This is a genomic window from Agrobacterium tumefaciens (genome assembly GCF_009649785.1).
GTDB classification, from domain to species: Bacteria; Pseudomonadota; Alphaproteobacteria; order Rhizobiales; family Rhizobiaceae; genus Agrobacterium; species Agrobacterium tumefaciens.
This window is the reverse complement of sequence record NZ_WJOK01000028.1, coordinates 1-17,075: the sequence shown is the minus strand read 5'-3', so window position 1 is coordinate 17,075 and position 17,075 is coordinate 1. Positions and strand designations below refer to the sequence as shown.

At 58.4% G+C, this 17,075-nt stretch carries 11 protein-coding genes; 5 read left to right on the top strand and 6 right to left on the bottom strand.

Annotated elements, in window-relative coordinates; translation table 11 throughout:
• Positions 1-48: 48 nt before the first annotated feature.
• Together GH784_RS23130 and GH784_RS23125 are read right to left on the bottom strand one after the other, a co-directional pair.
• Positions 49-1,125: an ABC transporter ATP-binding protein gene (locus GH784_RS23130; RefSeq protein WP_003510819.1), complete on the bottom strand. Its 1,077-nt coding sequence runs from the start codon at positions 1,123-1,125 to the stop codon at positions 49-51.
• A gap of 332 nt (positions 1,126-1,457) precedes the next feature.
• Positions 1,458-2,162 carry a GntR family transcriptional regulator gene (locus tag GH784_RS23125; RefSeq protein WP_065661628.1) on the bottom strand — a complete coding sequence of 235 codons (705 nt, stop codon included), beginning with the start codon at positions 2,160-2,162 and terminating at the stop codon, positions 1,458-1,460.
• Between the two features lie 100 nt (positions 2,163-2,262).
• Between GH784_RS23125 and GH784_RS23120 the strand changes: the two genes are divergently transcribed.
• From GH784_RS23120 to GH784_RS23100, 5 genes are all read left to right on the top strand, one after another.
• Positions 2,263-3,420: an LLM class flavin-dependent oxidoreductase gene (locus GH784_RS23120; protein ID WP_065703046.1), complete on the top strand. Its 1,158-nt coding sequence runs from the start codon at positions 2,263-2,265 to the stop codon at positions 3,418-3,420.
• Entirely contained in the window at positions 3,420-4,313 is an 894-nt protein-coding gene (locus GH784_RS23115) for an aldo/keto reductase (protein ID WP_019564643.1), read from the top strand. The genes GH784_RS23120 and GH784_RS23115 overlap by 1 nt, the downstream gene beginning before the upstream one ends.
• On the top strand, positions 4,313-4,837 hold the full coding sequence (locus tag GH784_RS23110; protein ID WP_038494015.1) for a flavin reductase family protein: 525 nt from the start codon (positions 4,313-4,315) through the stop codon (positions 4,835-4,837). The genes GH784_RS23115 and GH784_RS23110 overlap by 1 nt, the downstream gene beginning before the upstream one ends.
• A 232-nt stretch (positions 4,838-5,069) precedes the next feature.
• Entirely contained in the window at positions 5,070-9,038 is a 3,969-nt protein-coding gene (locus GH784_RS23105; RefSeq protein WP_065703044.1) for an autotransporter domain-containing protein, read from the top strand.
• Entirely contained in the window at positions 9,038-9,622 is a 585-nt protein-coding gene (locus GH784_RS23100) for an invasion associated locus B family protein (RefSeq protein WP_065703042.1), read from the top strand. Before GH784_RS23105 ends, GH784_RS23100 begins: the two co-directional genes overlap by 1 nt.
• Positions 9,623-9,678: 56 nt before the next feature.
• Here GH784_RS23100 and GH784_RS23095 read toward each other — a convergent pair whose 3' ends face one another.
• The 4 genes from GH784_RS23095 to GH784_RS23080 form a co-directional block, all read right to left on the bottom strand.
• Positions 9,679-12,822 carry an efflux RND transporter permease subunit gene (locus GH784_RS23095; RefSeq protein ID WP_065703040.1) on the bottom strand — a complete coding sequence of 1,048 codons (3,144 nt, stop codon included), beginning with the start codon at positions 12,820-12,822 and terminating at the stop codon, positions 9,679-9,681.
• The gene (locus GH784_RS23090; protein ID WP_065703038.1) at positions 12,819-14,120 is read right to left on the bottom strand and encodes an efflux RND transporter periplasmic adaptor subunit; all 1,302 of its coding nucleotides are present in this window, start codon (positions 14,118-14,120) and stop codon (positions 12,819-12,821) included. Before GH784_RS23090 ends, GH784_RS23095 begins: the two co-directional genes overlap by 4 nt.
• Positions 14,121-14,414: 294 nt before the next feature.
• Positions 14,415-15,611, bottom strand: a complete 1,197-nt coding sequence (locus tag GH784_RS23085; protein ID WP_013761539.1) for a polysaccharide biosynthesis/export family protein — start codon at positions 15,609-15,611, stop codon at positions 14,415-14,417.
• Positions 15,612-16,023: 412 nt separating this feature from the next.
• The coding region (locus tag GH784_RS23080) for an acyltransferase family protein (RefSeq protein ID WP_210251790.1) at positions 16,024-17,075 on the bottom strand (1,052 nt) is incomplete at its 5' end.

The following is a 17,075-nucleotide window of genomic DNA, read 5'->3' as shown; positions in this document are numbered from 1 at the left end:
CTCCCGTTATTGAAATCTTGAAGCCGGGCCGGTGGCGGCCCGATCCTGTCACTGAATGGAGCGTTCCGTCGTCACGTCGAACAGGTGCACCTTCGATGGGTCGAGGCCGATCTTCAGTTCCTCATTCGGAGCCGGTTTCATCTCTGGCGGCATTCTCGCCGTCAGCGCCGCATCACCGAGGGTGAAATGCACCAGCGTATCCGACCCCAAAGGCTCCACCACCTGCACCTTGACGGAGAGCTGTGTGTCAAATCCCCCGGCAGGACCGAAATGTTCAGGGCGAATGCCGACGATGACCTCCCGTCCATCGAGCGCCGTTTCACGGGACGGTCTGATTGCTGCCAGTGGAAGAGAGTTGCCGTCCGTAAATGTCAGCCTGTCGCCGGTCACTCTGGCGCGAGCGAAATTCATGGCAGGCGCACCGACGAAACCGCCGACGAACACGCTTTCCGGACGGTTATAGACCTCGTCCGGCGTGCCCACCTGCTCGATATCGCCGCCGCGCAGAATGACGATGCGGTCAGCCAGCGTCATCGCCTCCACCTGATCATGCGTAACGTAGATGATGGTAGTGCCGAGCTGCTGGTGCAGGCGCTTGATTTCCGTGCGAACCTGTCCGCGCAGTTTTGCGTCGAGGTTGGAAAGCGGCTCGTCGAACAGGAACACCTGCGGGCGGCGCACGATGGCGCGGCCCATGGCCACGCGCTGGCGCTGGCCGCCGGAAAGCTGGCCCGGACGACGGTCCAGCAGATGGCTGATGCCCAGCATATTCGCTGCCTCATCAATGCTGGCATTGGCCTGCGAGGCGCTGACACCACGTACCTTCAGGCTGAAACCCATGTTTTCACGCACAGTCTTGTGCGGGTAAAGCGCGTAGTCCTGAAACACCATGGCGATGTCACGCTCGCGCGGCGGCAGTTTGTTGACAACGCGGTCGCCGATCATCACCTCACCGCCGCTGATGCTTTCCAGCCCGGCGACCATGCGCAACGTCGTGGATTTTCCGCAGCCGGAGGGGCCGACGAAAACCACGAATTCACCATCGTTGATTTCAAGGTCAATACCCTTGACGATGCGCAGGGCACCGTAACTCTTGTCCAGCTTGCGCAGGCTGACTGAAGCCATCTTTTCCTCCTCACGTCCGGGGCGTCCAAAATCGGATGAACGCAAACCCGGCATCAACCTTCAAATCCACGCATCGCTTTTCGAAAAAATCATCCCGATCGTCCGGCGATATCGTGGGACGGCCAAACGCCTGTCTCCCTAGGTCCGTGATATTACCTTTCGTCAAAAGGAAATCAATAGTGTATCAATTTTATTTCTGACAGAAATCAAAAACCGGCAAAGCTTTGATTTGTAGAAATATTTCAACGAAAACCCCTGCGTGGCAGGTCGCGGCTTCCTTGCCTGTGGTCAATTTTCTCTGTCCATGTGGATCACGCGAATTTCGTGCGTTTTCAACGTATGCGTGAAACGTACCGTGCGACGGTGTGGTCGAACCATGTCCATGAGACTTCAGCCACGGCTCCGTCCTGACCCTGGCTCAGGCGAAGGACGCGCGGCACCGACGCGCCGGATTTCTGGCCGAATTGTGCAGGCGCCCATTCTGGCACTTCCCCGAGGTCGATGCGGTCTTCTGCCTTCGATATCCAGAGATTGAGGCGGGTGCGATAGTAGAGATAGAGCGATTCCGACAGGTTCTCGATGGTAATCGTGTCGACATAGGAACCGTCGAGCCAGATCTCCTCGATTGCCGCCGGTTTCCCCGCGATACGCCTCAGGCGGCGGATGCGGTGGCCTTCCGGCGATGTGCCAAAGGCGGGCAGGGTGGATGGCTTGGCAAGGCGCGCAACATCCAGCACCTCCGCCGTTGGCAGGCCACCCCCCTCGATCATCTCAAGCCGGAAGAAGGCATAAACGCTCTGGGGATCACTGACCGCGCGGATATAATTGCCGGAACCCTGCACACGCTCCAGCAGTCCACGCTCCTGCAACTCCGCAAGCGCCTTGCGAAGCGTGCCGACAGCAATGCCGAGATCGGCTGCCATATCCCTTTCGGGAGCAAGCTTTTCACCATCTGTCAGACGGCCCGCAGCGACTTCGCGCACCAGCATTTCGGCGATCTGCAAATACATAGGCAGGCTGCCGCCCGTGTGTTTCATGATGCCATCCCCTCCGCAAAACAAAAATTGATACATCATTGATTTACATATTTCTTGATGTTATGCAAGAAAAACGAGAGCGGCCTTGAGGAGGAATTGCATGACCGTCGTACCCGTTACATCCGCTGATCTCGATGCTGCCGAGGTCTCCTGGTTTTCTGCCCTTTGTTCCGATGATTACGCCTATCTGGGCGTGCCGGATGGCAGCCTGCGCTCCAGCTTCGAACATTGCTCGGATATCGTCAAAAAGGCCGAGGAACTCGGTTTTCGCAACATTCTCTGCCCCTCTTCCTATCAGGTCGGCCAGGACACGTTGAGCTTCGTGGCAGGTTGCGCTCCGATCAGCGACCGCATCAATTTCCTTGCTGCAATCCGTTGCGGCGAAATGCAGCCGATCATGCTGGCGCGTACGGTGGCGACGCTCGATCACATGCTGAAGGGCCGCCTGACGCTCAACGTCATCAGCTCCGATTTTCCCGGCGAGGTGGCTGACAGCGCGTTTCGCTACAAACGCAGCCATGAAGTCGTGCAGATTTTGCGCCAGGCCTGGACCCGTGACACGATTGACCATGACGGCGAGATCTACCAGTTCAAGGGTGTCTCCACCGAGCCTGCACGTCCGTACCAGCAGAATGGTGGTCCGCTGCTCTATTTCGGCGGTTATTCGCCGGATGCGCTGGAGCTGTGCGGCGCGCAATGCGACGTGTATCTGATGTGGCCCGAAACGAAAGACCAGCTCGCAGACCGCATGCGCGCTGCCCATGAGCGTGCCGCAGCCCATGGCCGCACGCTGGATTACGGCCTGCGAGTCCACATGGTCGTGCGCGATACCGAAAATGAAGCGCGCGAATATGCGGAGCATCTGGTTTCGAAGCTCGATGACGAGTATGGCCAGCTGATCCGCAACCGCGCCCACGACAGCGGCTCACTCGGTGTATCGCATCAGGCGCGGGCCCGAGAACTGGCCGACAAGTTCGGTTATGTCGAACCAAACCTGTGGACCGGCATCGGCCGGGCGCGCTCCGGCTGTGGTGCAGCGCTCGTTGGCTCCACCGATAAGGTCCTTTCGGCGCTGGAGGAATACCAGAAAATGGGTATTCGCGCCTTCATCCTCTCGGGTTATCCGCATCTCGACGAGGCTGAACACTTCGGAACCAAGGTCCTGCCGCAAATGAAAACCTGCTCCCTGCCGCATGCATACGGCCGGGTGCCTTCTGAAACACCTGCCACGCCGCTGGGCAACGGGGAACGCCACTGATGGAACGTATCGCTCTTTCTGAAAACCTGGAACTTAGCCGCATCGTTTACGGCATGTGGCGCATCGGCGACGATGCTGATACTTCGCCTTCCCATGTACAGGCAAAGATCGAAGCCTGCCTGGCGCAGGGCATCACCACCATGGATCAGGCTGATATATACGGTGGATACACGGCGGAAGCCATTCTGGGTGCCGGCCTCAAGGCAGCTCCATCCCTTCGCGACAAGATCGAGATCGTGACGAAATGCGGCATCGTGGCGCCAGCCGGGCGTCACTCAGCCGCCCGCGTCAAGCATTACGATACCACGGCTGGCCATATCAACGCTTCAGTCGAGGCCTCCTTGCGTGACATGGGCACAGATCATGTCGATCTGTTGCTGATCCATCGGCCCGATCCGCTGATCGATCCCGAAGAAACCGGCAAGGCGCTCGATGCACTGGTAGCTTCCGGCAAGGTCAAGGCCGTGGGCGTTTCCAATTTTCGCCCTTGGGATTTCTCCCTGCTGCAATCGGCTATGAGCAATAGGCTGGTTACGAACCAGATCGAAATGAGCTTGCTTGCTACCGATAGCTTCACCAATGGCGATCTGGCCTTCCTGCAGGAAAAGCGCGTTTCACCAATGGCATGGTCGCCGCTTGGCGGCGGTTCGCTGTTTTCCGGTGCGCATGGTGGAACCATGGCTGCCCTGCAGCGCATCGGCAACGAGCAGGGTGTCGATGCCACTGCCGTTGCCATCGCCTGGCTGCTGCGGCATCCGGCAAAGATCGTGCCCGTGCTCGGCACCAACAATATTCAGCGCATAAAAACGGCGGCCGATGCCCTGCGCGTCACCATCGACCGCCAGACATGGTTTGAGCTTTACACACTTGCAATTGGAAGCGAGGTGCCGTGATGACAGTCGCAGAAGCGATCAAAATGCCCAATGAGCACGTATTTGTTCCCGGCGGCGAAAACAGCCGCAGCTTTCGCAATGCGCTCGGCGCTTTCACCACCGGCGTAACAGTGGTGACGGCAACGACGCCCGAAGGGCCGATCGGTATGACGGTCAACAGCTTCGCGTCGGTATCGCTCGATCCGCCGCTGGTGCTGTGGTCGCCTGCCAAAAATTCATCGCGCTATCCGGCCTTCAGCGGCGCAACGCATTTCGCCATCCATGTGCTGAGCGCAGATCAGGACGTGCTGAGCGCCCGCTTCACCCGCAGCGGCCGCGCATTTGACGATCTTGACTGGGAAATCAACGACGAGGGCGTTCCGGTCATTCCGGGCACGCTCGCCCGTTTCGAATGCCGGCAGGCGGCAGCCCACGATGCGGGCGATCACACCATTATCGTCGGCGAAGTGCTGCGTGCCGCCCACCGCGATGGCGATCCCCTGTGCTTTTCAGGCGGAGCCTTCGGGCGGTTTTCAAAGCAGTAGGCAGAACGGGATTTTCCCGTTCGATCTCGGCAGAGATTTACTCCAGCCATCTGTTGCTTATTTAACGGAGCACGCCTGTCGTGCTCCGTTTTTGTTTCGTCTGTCAGTAAAAACCACGCTTTGCGCTGTTCATACTGGAAATCATCTTTCAAACTGGCGTAGTTGATCTGATTCAAAAAATGATTCGCTCGATCAAAGGAAGACCGCAAGTCGCGCGGGTTAGGGAGACTGAATGTCCGCTTGTTTCTGCCATGTTTCGGAAGGGGAAACCTGTCCGACAGCGGAAATGCGTGCCTTGACGCCAAGCAGGCTTTTCGTCTGCGGGACGGCGGGTCTTTTTTTCTTTATATTTTCGCTTGCCGCTACATCGGGGGCTATCGCCGAAACGTTGCTCTGGACGGGGTCCGATGGGGGTGACTGGTTTACCGACGCGGATTGGGGTCCGTCGCGCCGCGTGCCTGGTGCCAGCGATGATGTGATGATCGATACCTACGGCCCGGTCATTACGATAGGGACGAGCGCCAAAGCCCGTGAATTGTTGATAGGCACCGCGCCAGGGGCCGGCACGCTGGTGGTGCAGGGCGGCTTGCAGACAGATTCAGTTTTTCTCGGCGCTGTCAGTGGCGCGTCCGGCACCGCAAGTTTCATCGGTGCGAAATGGCAGAATGACGGTGATGTCTCCATCGGTGGCAGCGGCGTGGGTAACCTTTCCCTTTTGCACGGCACGACGGCATCGTCGAAGAACGTCCTTGTTGGCGGAAGCGGGACTGGAAATGGCTCCCTCAAGCTCGATAACTCTTCCACTCTCACGAATTCCGACACCGTTTTTGTGAGCGGGTCGTCTTCCGGAGCTGGCGGCGGTGGAAATCTGGAGGTGCTCGGCGCCAGCGAGCTTTACAGCGCGAGAGGCGTTCTGGCCGAAGACCTCGGCACGACGGGAACCGCGCTGGTTTCCGGTGAAGACAGCCACTGGACCATGTCCGGGGATATGGTCGTTGGCGAAGCAGGCGTTGGTAAGCTCACCGTAACCGGTGGCGGCACGGTCATCAGTCAGACAACGACGGTGATTGCCAATCTGGCTTCTGCGGACGGAAGTTCTGTGACGGTAAGCCGTCTGGGCTCCTCGCTGCAAAGCGGCGGATCGCTCGTCGTTGGCAATTCGGGAGCTGCAACGCTTCTCGTAGAGGCCGCAGGGACCGTAACCAGTGGCGAGGCCATTGTCGGCCGCCATTCGGCAAGTGAGGCGACTGTCACCGGCGACGGCTCGAACTGGAGGACCGGCGACCTGCAGGTTGGCGGCGATGTCGCCGATCCGGGCGGCGCCGCCGGCAACGGCAAGCTCAACGTCCTGGCAGGTGGCTCCGTTGATAGTACGACGGCGCGGCTTGGCGTTGTGGCGGGTGCGACGGGCGCTGCCGCCGTGGATGGGCAGGGCTCGGTCTGGACAGTCAACCGTGGTGATCTCGAGGTGGGGGTGAATGGCACGGGTTCGCTGGCGGTCACGGGCGGCGGCCTTGTCGATGCAGCGAATATCATCATCGGAACAAATGCCGGTGGTACTGGTTCCGCCCGGGTATCCGGCGTCGGCAGCAAATTGCAAAGCCGCGCCGATCTCAATGTCGGCCTTGACGGCAATGGTTCCATGACCGTCGAGGCCGGTGGCACGGTGGAAAGCCGCGACGGCTATGTTGCGGCCCATGGCGGCTCCACTTCCACCGTAACGGTGGCGGGCGACGGATCGAGCTGGGCGATGACCGGAACGTTTTTTGTCGGATACGGAGGCGGGGCTACAGGAAATGTGTCGGTCAGCGCTGGCGGCGGTATCAAAGCTGCCAAGGTGATGCTCGGTAATCTTGCCGGTTCCTCCGGCACGATGACGATCACAGGAGCGGGTTCGAACGTCACCGCTTATATCGACAACGGCGTTGTGAACTCCGGCTCCGTCGATGTGGGTTTTGAAGGTTCCGGAAGCTTGACCGTTACGAATGGCGGATCGCTTGATGCCTATGATCTCTATGCGGGCAGTGCGGCGGGATCGAATGGAAACGTTCTGGTCAGCGGTGTGGGATCGCGCGTTGCGGTTGGCAATCTCATGGTCGTTGGCGATGCCGGAAACGGTTCCGTTGAGATAACCGGCGGAGCCTCGCTGGCTGCACCCACTATTCTCATTGCCGCATCGGCGGGTTCCACAGGCGTGCTCAACATCGGAGCTGCCGCGGGCCAAACCGCCCGCTCAGCCGGTGCGTTGGAAGCGCGCACGATTGCTTTCGGTGCAGGCAACGGCAGCATCGTCTTCAACCATTCCGAGACCGGCTATATACTCTCAGCCGATATTTCAGGTGCGGGCAAAGTCGTTGCCGAAGCTGGCGTCACAACGCTTGGCGGCAATAACAGCTATTCCGGCGGCACCACGATTTCCTCCGGCACGCTGAAAGGCACCTCAAAAAGTTTCGGCTCGGGCGGCATCGCCAATGATGCGCAACTCGTTGTCGATGGTGCCGGCACGCTTTCCAATGGCATCAGCGGTACTGGCACCTTTGAAAAGACCGGCGATGGCAATCTGGTCTTGACCGGAAATAGTACCTATACGGGCACCACTGCGGTTTCCTCTGGAAAGCTCAGCGTCAATGGCTCGCTTGCAAGCCCTGTTTCGGTCGGTACCGGCGCGACACTTGGCGGCTCCGGCACCATCGGAGGCCTGATCGTCGGCTCGGGTGGCACGCTCGCGCCCGGCAATTCGATCGGCACGCTGGCTTCCACGGGCAGCGCAACATTTGCTAGTGGCTCTCGCTATGAGGTTGAAATCGACGCCGCCGGCAATTCCGACAGGCTTGCCGTGACCGGAACCATCACCATCGACAATGATGTCAGTCTTGTCGTTACGTCGCTGGCGAACCAAACTGCCTATAGCCTCAGCACCCGCTACACGATCCTGACGGCAACGGGTGGAATTACCGGTACGTTTTCAAGTGTCGGCGAAAATTTCGCCTATCTGACCGCAAGGGTAGCCCGGAGTGCCGACGACGGCACCACCTATCTTTCCTTCGCCCGTGCATCACCGGATGCCGGCTTTCTGGCCGCTGAAACATCGACGGCCAATGCGCGCGGGGCCGCCAACGCCATAGAGGCGCTTGGGGAAAGCTCGCCGCTCTACGAGGCGGCCGTGTTTCTGCAGCAGGGCGAAACCCAATCCGCCTTCGCGCAGCTTGCCGGGGAAATTCATCCCTCGCTTGCCATGGCTTTGATCAACCGCAGCCAACTCACCCGCGATGTCATTCTCAACCGGCTGCGCAGTGCTTTCGAAGGTGTCGATGCGCGCCCGATCCTGCCGGTCGCCTATGCTGAAGGCGGATCAAACCCGTTTGACATTGACGAGGGTTCACTCACGTTCTGGTCCAGTGGTTTCGGCTCTCGCGGCCGCATCGATGGCGATGGAAACGGCGCATCGGCCGACATGAAGGGCGGCGGCGTCCTCTTTGGTGTTGACGGAGATCTGGCTGATGGCTGGCGTGCCGGGGTGGCGGCCGGTTACGGCCGCGATGTGATCAGCCAGGGTTCTCCTGCTGCATCTGCTGACGTGGACAGCTACTATGTGGCGGGTTATGCGGGCAAAACAATTGGCCCTGCATCCCTGCGTCTTGGTGCAACCCACGCCTTTCAGGATGTCGAAACGCGCCGGGCAGTTTCCTTTTCAACATTGAAGGAGGACCTCACTGCCGGTTACGACGCTTCCACCACGCAGGTCTTTGCCGAAGCCGCCTGGCGGTTCGATTTCGATCTCACCCATATCGAGCCTTACGCCAATATCGCTTACGTGAATACGCGGACGGATGCTTTCCGGGAGATGGGCGGTACCGCCGCCGTGTCTTCGGGTGCCGTCAGCCACGACGAGTTTTATTCGACGCTCGGGGCGCGCATCAGCCGTGACATTGCGTTGGAGGGGATGCTTGGACGCGCGATGCTCGATATCGGGTGGCGTCATGCCTATGGCGATCCGATGATGGAGAGCGCACTGTTCTACGATGGTGGCAGTGCGTTTTCTGTGACAAGTGCTGCCATGGCGCGCGACGTGGCATTGATCAATCTGGGGCTTAGCTACAATCTCAACCCATCCGCCACCTTGACATTCCGTTACGGCGCGGTTTTTGGCGCGGGTCTGCTGGATCAATCTGCTTCAGCCCAACTTGGAGTTCGTTTCTGATGAAGCGCAGTCAAAACACGCTTTGGAAAACGGCTCTCACGGTGTTCCTGTCCGCCGGTTTGATGGCAGGCGGTGCTCCCGCGCAAGATGCAGAAAAAAAGGCGGACGCGCCGTTGCGTGAGGTTCACGGGAGTTGGCAGCTTGCTTGCGTCGCGCCTGCGAAAAAAGATGATAATGAAGCCAGTAAGCCGGTTGCGGAGACGGCAAAACCTCTCTGCGCCATCGCTCAGGTCCAGCTTGAAGAGAAGACACGCAAACTGGTCGTCTCCGTCGAGTTCCGCCTGGATGATGTCGGGACGCCGGGTAAGCTTTCCGGCACCATGGTCATGCCTTTCGGCCTTGCCGTCACAAAGCTGTTTTCGGTAAAATCCGGAAATGTGCGGTTGCAGGAAGTTCAGGTCAGCACGTGTCTGCCCGTGGGCTGCATCGTTTCCTTCACGCCGTTCGTCGAACTTGTAACCGCGCTGAAGGCCGGAGAAACCCTGACGATAGAGGCCCCCGATCTGCAGGGCCGAACGGTTTCGTTCCAGTTGCAGGGACAGGGATTTTCCGAGGCACTGGAGCGCCTCGGAAGCCTTCATTAGAGCATTTTCGGTAGAAACCGCATCTCGGTTTGTGTCCGGAAGTGCGTATCTTCGATCTATGCCGCGACGGAATCGGGTTCGCTGGCACTTTCCGGATTTTGCGGTTCCGCGTGTTTTTCGGCCGATTTCTTGCGCGAAAACAGCCCGGTGAGGTAGGTACCCAACCTGTCCATTTCCACGAAGATGACCGGGGTGATGAACAGCGTCAGCAATTGCGAGACGATGAGACCACCGACCACGGCAACGCCAAGTGGCTGGCGCAGTTCCGAGCTGGCGCCTGAGCCGAGGGCGATGGGCAGGGCGCCCAGCAGCGCGCAGAAGGTCGTCATCATGATCGGCCGGAAACGGCGCACGCAGGCTTCGTGGATGGCGCGGGTGGGTGGTTCGGCCTTTTCGCGGATCAGTTCCACCGCAACGTCGATCATCATGATCGCGTTTTTCTTGACGATGCCGATCAGCATCAACAGCCCGATCAGCGCAATGATCGAGAAATCCATGCCCATCACCTTCAGCGCCACCAGCGCGCCAAAAGCCGCCGCCGGCAGACCGGAAAGGATGGTCAGCGGGTGGATGAAGCTTTCGTAAAGCACACCCAGCACCACATAGATGGTCAACACCGCCGCAAGAATGAGGATGCCGGTATTGCCCTGGCTCTGCTGGAATATCGCCGCCGTGCCGCCATAGCTGGTGAACACGTCCTGCGGCAGGCCGATGGTGGTTTTGATCTGGTCAATACGGCTCGTCGCATCCGAAAGCGCCACGCCATCCGGCAGGTTGAAGGAGACGGTCGTAGAAACGAGCTGGCCCGTCTGGTTGATGGTCACTGGCGCCTGCGTGCGGGTGAGGGTGGCGAAGTTGGAAAGCGGAACCAGAACACCCGATTTTGCCGAGAGAATGTTGATGTCGCTCAGGAAATCGTCATTCCACTGTTTCGAGCTGTCGAATTCGACGATCACATCATAGCTATCACCGGTCGACTGGATTTGCGCCGCCGTATAACCGCCGAACGACATTTCCAGCGTCTTGCGCAATTGGTCGTTGGTAATGCCGAAGGCGGCTGCCTTTTCCGGGTCGACCGAAATCGTCGCCGCAATTGCGCCGTTCTGAGCGTCGGAATTGACGGCGGCGAATGTGCGGTCGCGGCGCATCGCCTCCATCAGCTTGTTCGACCATTCATTCGTCGCGTCGGCATTCAGGCCTTGAATGACGAGCTGGTATTGGCTGGCGGAGCTGCGCCCGCCCAAACGCAAGCTTTGCTGGGGATTGATATAGGTGCGGATGCCCGCCACCTTCGATGTCGCCTGGCCAAGTTCGGCCAATACCTGGCTTAGCGGTGCACGCTCTTCCTTCGGTTTCAGCTCCACGAACATCGAGCCGTTATTCAGCGGGTTGCGGGAGTTGCCGCCGACTGTAGAGGTCACATGCACCACGGCCGGGTTCTTGCGGATCTGATCGGCCACCTGCGCCTGAAGATCGCGCATCGCGGTATAGGAAATGTCCTCACGCGCCTGCGTCGACACGGAAAGGCGACCGATATCCTCCTGCGGGAAGAAGCTGGAAGGCAAAGTCTCGAACAGAAAAAGCGATGCTGCAACCGATGCCAGGAATGCGCCCAGAACCACGCGGCGATGGGAAAGGCACCAGCCGACGGCCTTGCCATAGAGGCGAAGCGTGCGCTCGAAGCCGGCGTCGAACCAACGGATGATGGCCGGCGGTCTGGAGGAATGACCCGAAAGCCGCGAGGCGAGCATGGGCGTGACAGTCAGCGAAACCAGCGCCGACGCCATGATCGCGAGTGTGACCACCATGCCGAATTCGTTAAACAGCCTGCCGATCACTCCGCCCATCAGCAGAATGGGAATGAACACTGCGACCAGTGAGATGGACATGGACAGAATGGTGCCGCTGACTTCCGCGGCGCCCTGAAGGGCCGCCTCGCGCATCGTCAGGCCTTTTTCTTCGTGCAGTCGCAGGATGTTTTCCAGCATGACGATCGCATCGTCCACCACAAGTCCGACCGACAATGTCAGTCCGAGTAGCGAGATATTGTCGATACTGTACCCCAGAACATACATGGCGCCGAAGGCGGTAATCAGTGATAGCGGCACGGCAAGGCCCGGAATAATGGTCGCCGTCAGATGCCCGGTGAAGAGATAGATAACCGCGACCACCAGCCCGATTGTGAGGAGCAGCGTGAACTGTACGTCGGCAATCGCGTCCTTGATTGCAGTCGAGGCGTCATTCATGACGTTGATATTGACCGATGGCGGCAATTGCTGGCGCAGCGCCGGTAACTTGGCCCGGATGGCATCCACCACATCAACGGTGTTGGCGTCCGGCTGGCGCTGCACGGCAAGAACGATCGCCTGTTCGCCATCGAACCAACTGCCGGCATTGGGGTTGTCGATACTGTCCGTGACATTGGCGATATCGCCGAGATGGATGGAAGCACCGTTGCTTGTCGCCACCACCAGCGAGCGGAAGGCCGCCGCATCGGTGCGCTGGGTGTCTGCCTCTATCGTCAGGCGCTGGTTGTCATTCTGCAACGCGCCCACGGGCACCTGATTGTTCGCCTGCGCGATGGCGGTTGTGACGGTATCGACGCCAAGCCCTCTTGCCTGAAGCTGCGAGGGATCGAGGCCAATGCGCACGGCATAGGTCTGCGCGCCGTAGATACTCACCTGCGCGACACCGGAAATGGTTGAAAGCAGCGGCGAGATGATATTCTCGGCGATTTCGTCCACCTTGCTGGTCGGCATCTCCTTGCTGTTGATGGCAAGCAGCAGTACCGGCGCATCGGCCGGGTTGGTCTTGCGGTAACTCGGCGTTGTCGTCATGTTGCTTGGCAACTGCCGCTGTGCGCGCGAAATCGCCGCCTGAACGTCTGCTGCCGCTGCGTCGATGTCACGGTTGAGATCGAATTGCAGCACGATGGAACTGTTGCCCAGCGTGTTGGTGGCGCTGATTTCGCTGACACCCGGAATGGTCTCGAACTGCTTCACCAGCGGCGTGGTGACCGAGGTGGCCATGGTTTGCGGCGAGGCGCCCGACAGCGACGACGAAACGCTGATCGTCGGAAAATCGACTTTCGGCAGCGCAGCGACGGGCAACAGGCGGAAACCGGCAAGCCCGGCGAGCACGAGGCCGATGGCGAGAAGGGTGGTTGCAACGGGTCGGTTGATGCAGAAATTCGGGATCATGGGTTACCCACCTGTTCCTGCTGCGGAATATTGGCGGCCAGATTGGCGGCCGCGCCGCCCTTGTCCGAGAATTGCTCGACCACCTGTTGACCGTCGGCAAGTCCCGACTGGCCTTCAATGATCACATGCTCGCCGCCGGTGAGGCCGTTGGCAATGGCTGTCATATCGCCGTTGGAGCGGGCAACTTCCACGGTCGTCATATGAACACGGTGGTTGTCATCGACGGTGTAGACGAAATTGCCCTTCGGCCCCGGCCGCACGGCAACCGTCGGCACGACGATCATCTCCGCGTCGGAGACGAAATGAGTCGTGACGTTGACGGACTGGCCGGGCCACAACAGCCCGCGATCGTTCTTGAATTCCGCTTTGGCAAGTACGGTACCGGACGTTTGGTCTACGACGTTGTCGTAAAAACGCAGCATGCCGCTCATGGGCTCGCCGCCGGTTGCCGCCGGGTCTACATCGACCGCCGTGTCCTTCTGAACGCCTTCGCGCAATTGCGGCAGGTAGCGCTGCGACAGGCGAAAACTGACAGAGATGGGATCGTATTTCGTGATCGTCACAATATTGATGCCAGCGCTGAGATAGGCACCGGGGCTGACGGTAACATCGCCAAGTCGCCCATCGAAGGGCGCACGGATCTCCATATGTTCGAGCGTTACCTGGTCGGAAGCAAGCGTCGCCTTGTCGGCATCGATCTTTGCGGCGGCGCTGTCCCTGGCTGCCCTTGCCTGATCCAGCACCTGCTGGGATTCTGCGCTCTGCTTGACCAGATTGGCGGCGCGCTGGAAGGCGGCTTCCGTCTGTTCCAGCGTTGCCTGATCGGCAGCGATATTGGCCTTGTCCTTGTCGACGGCTGCGCGGGCGATACGGTCGTCCATCTTGAGGATCAGATCGCCCGCCTTGATATGCTGGCCGTCCTTCGCGGAGATTTCCGTGACGAGACCGGCCTGAAGCGGCGCTATATTGGTGATGTCGGCGGCAACCGCCCATCCCGTCGCCGTAGCATCCATTGGCAACGTCGCCTTGTTGACGGCGATGGTGCTGACGGTAGGCGGCCCGCCATTGCGCCGCCCGCCACCTTGCCTCTGGCCTGTCTGCTGGCCGGCTTGACCGTTCTGCGACGTCTGGCCCTTCTTGCCGGCAGATCCATCGGCCGTTGCCGTTTCTGCATGTGGCGAAACGCTGGCGAATTGTTTGAGATAGGGAATTTGATCAAGGGGCAGGCGATCTTTAAAATACCACGCGCCGGCGGCTGCGATGGCGAGAACGCTGAGGGCGGTCCAGAAACGTTTCATCTGACGGTTCCGCAAAATGAGAGCAATACATGTTTCCCGAACATGTTCGGCAAGCCCTGGGAGCAGCTTTAGCTCCCACAAGACACCCAATGCGCTGCAAAATCACCTTAAACTTTTGTAATGGCGGCGACGATGTATGCCGTCATGTTGCCTTGCGAAACAAGGGTTGTGGCGGTTTTGGGCATGTGCCCGTCGCCGGGCTCGATGCACGGAACTTGACCCCAATCGTGACCAAAATAAAAAGCCGCCTCGTTTCCGGGGCGGCTTTGAACAGGAGCGGCGAGTTGCCGAGGGTCAGAACGCCCGGATGGCGTTGCGCGTCGCAAGCACATCCTCGGAGACGTTGCCGGCCGTTGCGGGAACGGAGCCGACGAGGTCCAGGAACTTGTAAAGTTCGGTTGCCTGAGAGTTGGTCACGTAGATGATATCGCGATCCTGCATCGGGAATTTCGTGGTGGCAAAGAAGGTTGAAGGATCGCGCAGGTTGGCGCGGAAGATGACCGGAACTTCCTGTCCCGGGAACTTGGACATGTCGATGCCAAGCTTCACGAGAAGATCGCGTTTGACGGTACGATAGACATAGACCTGCGCAGGGTCGGCACGGGAATCGAGCAATCCGCCCGCCTTGCCCAGCGCATCCGAGAGCTTCAGCGCGGCGTCCTCAAATTCGAAACGACCATTGAGGCCGGAAGCGCCGAAAGCGAGATAGGTGCGGCGTTCACGCTCCACCATGACCGTGTCGCCCGGAACCACATAGATGTTCTCGGAAGGCGTGCTGACAAGGTGATTGTAGTTGACGCGCGCGGTCTTGCCGCGACGGATCAACGTGACATAGGATTCGATATTCGGGGCGCTGAGGCCTTTTGCATAGGAGATGACGTCGAGAACGCGGTCACCTGCTTCTGAAAGCTGGACCTTCGTCGGCTCCTTGACGTCGCCAAGCACGGATGCCTGTGCGGAGCGGCTGGAAATCTTGGTGATGAGGACCTGCGGTTCGATGGCCCGGTTGGCCAGACGCTCCTCGATCTCGCTCTGAACATCCTCGACATTGCGGCCTGTTGCGCGGATCTTGCCGGCATAGGGAACGCTGATATTGCCTTCCCGGTCTACCGTCTGGTTCGGCAGGCTGATGAAGTTGCCGGGACGGCTGCCCGCATCGTTTGGAATGAAAAGTCCGCCCGCCTGGCTTTCGAAGATTGCGACCTGCACCACGTCACCAACGCCCATCGGCAACGCCGGAACACCACCCTTGCCGCCGCCGAAACTGCCGAGCAGGGTAGCGGTGGTGGTATCGCCGACATAGTTCAAGACGGAACTGTTGATATCGATAAGAGCGTAGTCAACGCCAGCAGTTTTCTTTTTGTCCTTGGAACTGAATTTCACTGAAGCGTTGGATTCGATTGTTGCCGCATCGGGGCCTGATGCCGCTGTGACGGTGCACCCCGCAAGTGCTGCGGAGGCAAGCAGAATCGAAACATTCAATAAACGCATTTGGTCCTCAAAATAAATTTCGTCCGAAAAAAGAAACAAACCGGACATCGTATAGTTTTATAAAAATTGGCACTTCATATTTGACACCGGTAAATCAAATCTCAACCGGGCATTACATCCGTTCAGCAGAATCGTGTCACGAAATGTCTACGCTTGCATCAGGCTTATTGCCTAACTTAAGGCGATGCTTCAAGTTAAGTCGTCGCTCGATTGCGCCGGAAAATCCGTAACATGCACAATATTCACGACCCCGAATGGCGTCAGTATCATCGTTCTTCTATATTCAATCGGACGGCATAATCACTGCGATTACCGCATAGCGCTAGTGCAGTTTTGTCACGCTTGTCCAGTTTCTTTCATGTTTGACTTAAAAACATGATAATTGGTTGTTTTAAAGTATCTTTTCCCCGCATCAGCGGCCGATCCTCAGTCTCCCCGGCTGGCCTGCGGCGCTGGTTTCACGCTTGCGGTGGGCGGAGGCCGGCAGCGCCAGCCACTCTTGGATCCCTAAGCGGATAGCGGCCATCTGTACGATGGCCGGTATGGCAACGCCGATAACGGTCGTGATCGCTAGCAAGCTCGCCATATCCGTGACGTGGAAAAGCTTCACCGCGACAGCTCGGCCAAAGCCTATAGCGATGATGTGCATGACATACACGCCGACAGATAACTGGCCGAGTGTCTTGAGCATCGACGAAATCGCGCTTCCGCGAATAACAAGCGCCTGCGAAATTGCGATAATCAGGAATATGCCGAGAATTGCGGATGGGAAAGGAAGCCGTTCGGGAATTTCGGTTTGCCACGATAAATAGGTGGAAATCGCAAAGGCGACGAGAAGCGCGAGAAATGAGTGTACCGTGTATCGCCTCTGCCGAAAACCATATTGCTTGGCAACAGTGCCAAGTGTGAAATAGACGAGCCCATATGCGATATCCAAGGGAACAGACTGGCTGTGCAGATAAAAAAGTGTGAAGAGGGCAAGCGCAAATGCCATGCGGACAATCGGAGGCACCTGAACGAAAATATATGATGCAAGTTGGCAGAAAAACAATGCGTAGAGAAACCAGAAGGGGCTGATCGGGTTCCACAGGATTTCGAGGACACGGGTGAAATCTATGGTCGTGTTAGTGAGACCAAAACGCCCCATAGCCACCATCAGACTGCCATGCAGAATTGACCAGAACAGATAAGGGTAAGCGATATTCTTTCCGAGTTTGGTAAGAAAATCTGTCGGGTCGACATTTTTTTCGGAGAAAAAAAGTCCAGACACGAAGAAAAAAAACGGCATATGGAAGGTGTAAATCGTATAGTCAATAAAGCCCATAAGGCTGAAGTGCGTCGGCATACCAGAAATACTCAAACCTCTTTCCGCGTGACCAAAGACAACCATAATTATGCCGAGACCCTTGGCTATATCATAGCTGTGATCACGCAACGCCTTATCTTCCATGAAAACACCTAATG

Coding starts and splice junctions, on each gene's coding strand:
- GH784_RS23090 (WP_065703038.1), bottom strand. CDS start 14,120: ATGAAACGTTTCTGGACCGCCCTCAGCGTTCTCGCCATCGCAGCCGCC.
- GH784_RS23095 (WP_065703040.1), bottom strand. CDS start 12,822: ATGATCCCGAATTTCTGCATCAACCGACCCGTTGCAACCACCCTTCTC.
- GH784_RS23130 (WP_003510819.1), bottom strand. CDS start 1,125: ATGGCTTCAGTCAGCCTGCGCAAGCTGGACAAGAGTTACGGTGCCCTG.
- GH784_RS23110 (WP_038494015.1), top strand. CDS start 4,313: ATGACAGTCGCAGAAGCGATCAAAATGCCCAATGAGCACGTATTTGTT.
- GH784_RS23115 (WP_019564643.1), top strand. CDS start 3,420: ATGGAACGTATCGCTCTTTCTGAAAACCTGGAACTTAGCCGCATCGTT.
- GH784_RS23120 (WP_065703046.1), top strand. CDS start 2,263: ATGACCGTCGTACCCGTTACATCCGCTGATCTCGATGCTGCCGAGGTC.
- GH784_RS23100 (WP_065703042.1), top strand. CDS start 9,038: ATGAAGCGCAGTCAAAACACGCTTTGGAAAACGGCTCTCACGGTGTTC.
- GH784_RS23105 (WP_065703044.1), top strand. CDS start 5,070: ATGTCCGCTTGTTTCTGCCATGTTTCGGAAGGGGAAACCTGTCCGACA.
- GH784_RS23085 (WP_013761539.1), bottom strand. CDS start 15,611: ATGCGTTTATTGAATGTTTCGATTCTGCTTGCCTCCGCAGCACTTGCG.
- GH784_RS23125 (WP_065661628.1), bottom strand. CDS start 2,162: ATGAAACACACGGGCGGCAGCCTGCCTATGTATTTGCAGATCGCCGAA.